Below are 3,944 nucleotides of genomic sequence, written 5' to 3' on the forward strand. Positions count from 1 at the left end.
GGAGGATGGCGCGGTCGAGCATGTCGAAGCGGTTGGTCGCGGCGATGATCGAGATGTCACCACGCTGGTCGAAGCCGTCCATCTCGCTGAGTAGTTGCATCATCGTCCGCTGGACCTCGGCATCACCGGAGGTCTTGGACTCGGTGCGCTTCGAGGCGATGGCGTCGATCTCGTCGATGAAGATGATGGCGGGTTCGCGCTCGGCGGCGAGTTCGAACAGGTCCCGGACGAGCCGTGCGCCCTCGCCGATGAACTTCTGGACGAGTTCGGAGCCGGCCATCTTGATGAAGGTGGCGTCGGTCTGGTTGGCGACGGCCTTGGCCATCATCGTCTTGCCGGTCCCCGGCGGGCCATAGAGGAGAACGCCGCTCGGCGGTTCGATGCCGACCTGCTGGAACTTCTCGGGGTTCGTGAGGGGGTCCTCGACGGCTTCCCGGACCTCTTGGATCTGTTCTTCGAGGCCGCCGATGTCCTCGTAGCGGACCTCAGGCTTCTCGGAGATCTCCATCGCCTGCGCACGGGCGTCGGTCTCCTGGTCGAGGACCGTCTGGATGGCAAAGGAGTCGTTGATAGCAACGCGGTCGCCCGCCTGGAGCTTCTGGTAGAGCCGCGGGGAGACGTCGGTCAGGACCTCCTGATTGTTGCCGTGCTGTTTGAGCAGGACCTGATCGTCGGTGAGCTCTTCGACCGTCGCGATGTACAGCGACGAGGTTTTCAGCGCCTCGTTTTCCTCCTGCAGATCGCTGACCTCCTCTCGGAGGTCCGACTGACGCGAGCGGGCGTCTTCGAGCTGGTCCGCGAGTTCGTCGTGGACCTGAGAGACGTCGATGAAGTGTTCCCGAAGGGCGGCGAGCCGCTCTTCCTCCGACATATCGGGGTCGAGGTCGAGGGTCGGCCGGTCGGGAAGAGAGGGGCTATGCGACATTGATGGTCCGTAGGGGTTGGAGATTAAAAGTGGCTTTGGGTGGGGGAAACGGTTGCGGTATGAAATATCACACCACAAAACCGGCCGGTCGGCCGGTCGACCGGTCGGCCGATACGAACCTACTGGAGGGACTCGTACTCGCCGACCATCTCGTCGTAGGCGTCGATAGCCGACTCCACGGGGTCCGGCGTGGACATGTCGATGCCCGCAGTCTTCAGGAGTTCCAGCGGGTAGCCGCGGGAGCCAGAGCGGAGGAACTCGCGATAGTCGGCGGCGGCCTCCTCGCCGTCTTCGTCGATGCGTTCGACGATAGCGTTGGCCGCGCTGATGCCCGTCGCGTACTGGTAGACGTAGTAGGCCCGATAGAAGTGCGGGATGCGCATCCACTCGCGGGCGATGCGGTCGTCGACGTCAGCCGGGTCGTAATACTGGCTCTTGAGGTCGTGATAGATGCCATCGAGGCGGTCCGGTGTCAGCGCCTCGCCGTCCTCGGAGAGTTCGTGGGCGCGATGCTCGAAGGACGCGAACATCGTCTGGCGGAACAGCGTCGACCGGAACCGTTCGAGGTACTCGTCGAGGACGTGCCGACGGAACGCCTCGTCGTCGACCGTCTCCAGCAGGTGCTGGGTCAAAAGCGCCTCGTTGACCGTCGAGGCGACCTCGGCGACGAAGATCTCGTAGCCCGAGTAGACGTACGGCTGTTCCTCGCTCGTCAACTCCGAGTGCATCGAGTGGCCGAGTTCGTGGGCCAGCGTGTACATCGAGGTGATGTCGTCCTGATAGTTCATCAGGATGTACGGCTGGCTGTCGTAGGTGCCGCCGCTGTAGGCGCCCGACTGCTTGTTGGCCGTCTCGTAGACGTCGACCCAGCGGGATTGGAGCCCCTCGGCCATCCGCTCCTGATACGCCTCCCCGAGCGGGGCGACCGCCTCGATGACGTACTCTCTGGCCTGCTCGTAGTCGACCTCGGGGCTCTCGCCGCCGGCCAGCGGCGCGTAGAGGTCCCACATCTTCAGGTCGTCGACGCCGAGACAGTCGCGCTTCAGTTCGGCGTGTCGGTGCAGGACGTCGAGGTTGTCCTCGACGGTGTCGACCAGCGTATCGTAAACCTCGATCGGGACGTTCGGACCGTCGAGGGCGGCCTCTCGTGCCGTCTCGTAGTTGCGGGCCGCCGCGAGCTTGGAGTCGGCTTTGACGCTGTTCTTGTAGGCCGTCCCGACGGAGTTGCGGAACTCGCTCCACTCGTCGTAGAAGGCCTCGTAGACGCGCTGGCGGAACTCGCGGTCGGGGTGCTTCTGGAGTTTCGCGAAGTTCGACAGCGTGACGCGCTGGGGTTCGCCCTCGGGGTCATCCACGGCGGGGAACTCCATGTCCGCGTTGGTCAGCATGTTGTAGACGTCGCCCGCCGCGCCGGTCACCTCGCTGAGGTCGGCCAACAACGCCTCAATCTCGGCCGACCGAGTGTGGGGCTTCATCCGCAGCACGTCATCGAAGTAATGCTCGTAGGTCTCCAGTTCGGGGTTCTCGTCGACGAACGCGTCGATGGCCTCGCGGTCGAGTTCCTGCAGTTCCGGTTCGATGAAGCTCGCGACACTGGAAGCGTCCGCGGCCAGCGATTGCGAGCGAGCCGCGAGGGCCTGATACGTCTGATTCGTCGTGTCCTCGTCCTTCCGCATCCGGGCGTAGGCGGCGACGTTCGAGACCTCTCGCATGATGGATTCACGCAGTTCGAGGACCTCTTCGAGGGTCTCGGCGTCCTCGGTGACCCGCCCCTCGTAGGCTTCGAGGTCCGCGAGGCGTTCCTCGACGTCCTCGTAGGCCTCCTCCCACTCCTCGTCGTCGGCAAAGAGGTCCGTGAGGTCCCACATGTACTCGTCGGCGATTTCGCTTCGCTCGGGAACCGAACTCATACCGCCTCGTTTGGACGGTAGCGTCCTAAACCCGTCGTCACGGGTCGATTCGGTCAGGCGCGAGCGCCCCGGCCACGCGAGCGGTCGCCAGCCGTCGCCGGCGGCGTTCGGCGAACACCTCGCGGGCGCTCTCGGCGGCCTCGTCATCGATCTCGAACCGGACACCGGGATAGGCCACGTCCAGCAACACGAGCGGTTCCGGGGCTGCGGGGGCGATACCGTCGGGCCCGTCGAGCGGTTCGTCGCCGAGCGCCCGGTCGAGAAAGGCCACCTCACGCTCGCCGACACCCACCGCTTCGACCGCCGAGACGACTCTTCGGACCAGTTGACGAGCGAATCCACCGGCCACACAGTCGACCAGCAGGAACGGTCCGTCTCGGCGGAGCCGAACCGTCAGGTCGCGTTCGGTGCCCGTCGAGTCGGGCGTGAAGTTGTGGAAGTCGTAGGTGCCGGAGAGCCGCCCAGCAGCGCGCTCGGCGCGTTCGTCGTCGAGGTCGGGAGCATACAGGAAGTATCGATAGGTACGCTCGACGGCGTCGTGTGTCGCGTGGAACCCCTCGTCCACGTCGGCGTGGGCCCACGCCCGCACGTCTCCCGGGAGCTCACCGTTGAACGCTCTGGGGGTCAGCCACTCGGGCGCCTCGATGGCCACCGTCTGTGCGCGGGCGGAGACGCCGGCATCGGTGCGACCGGCCGCCGAATAGCCCGCCGGGGCGCCGTCCACGAACGGAACACCGAGCGCCGCGAGCGCCTCGAACAGCGTGTCCTCGACCGTCTCGCCGTGGGGCTGGCGCTGGAAGCCGCGATAGCCGGTCCCGTCGTAGGCCACCCGAAACGCTCGCATACCTCGATACGGGATGGCCAGCGGCTTGGGGGTGACGATAGATCGTGTGAACAGTTGGCACAAGCATTAACCGTCAGTACACGCTAGTTCTATCGATGGTTCCGAGACACATCGAGGACGGCTACAGCGTCATGGACGGCTACCTCAGCCGATACGACGAGGAAGACGAGGAGCCGCAGGCTGAACCCCAGCGTCGCCGAGTTGTGGGCCCCGGCTGAGCGAGTTCGTTTTCGATGGCGAGCACGGACGGACTGGTTAGCGGTCA

4 protein-coding genes are annotated in these 3,944 nt (G+C 65.1%); 1 reads left to right on the plus strand and 3 read right to left on the minus strand.

All coding sequences use genetic code 11. The annotated features are described in order from the left end of the window. The 3 genes from V5A53_RS13520 to truA all read right to left on the minus strand — a co-directional run. On the minus strand, positions 1–925 hold a 925-nt coding region (locus V5A53_RS13520), incomplete at its 3' end, for an AAA family ATPase (protein WP_332314143.1). Positions 926–1,044: 119 nt separating this feature from the next. Then, positions 1,045–2,835 carry an oligoendopeptidase F gene (gene pepF / locus V5A53_RS13525; RefSeq protein ID WP_332314144.1) on the minus strand — a complete coding sequence of 597 codons (1,791 nt, stop codon included), beginning with the start codon at positions 2,833–2,835 and terminating at the stop codon, positions 1,045–1,047. A gap of 37 nt (positions 2,836–2,872) precedes the next feature. Further along, a complete protein-coding gene (gene truA, locus V5A53_RS13530) occupies positions 2,873–3,679 on the minus strand; it encodes a tRNA pseudouridine(38-40) synthase TruA (RefSeq protein WP_332314145.1) in 807 nt (268 codons plus the stop codon). Between the two features lie 95 nt (positions 3,680–3,774). On the opposite strand from truA, the gene V5A53_RS13535 reads away from it, so the two are divergent. After that, positions 3,775–3,897 (plus strand): hypothetical protein, encoded by a 123-nt coding sequence (locus V5A53_RS13535; protein WP_332314146.1) that lies wholly within the window; start codon positions 3,775–3,777, stop codon positions 3,895–3,897. Positions 3,898–3,944 lie beyond the last annotated feature (47 nt).

The sequence above is a fragment of the Natronomonas sp. genome, from assembly GCF_036625485.1.
Classification (GTDB): Archaea; Halobacteriota; Halobacteria; order Halobacteriales; family Haloarculaceae; genus Natronomonas.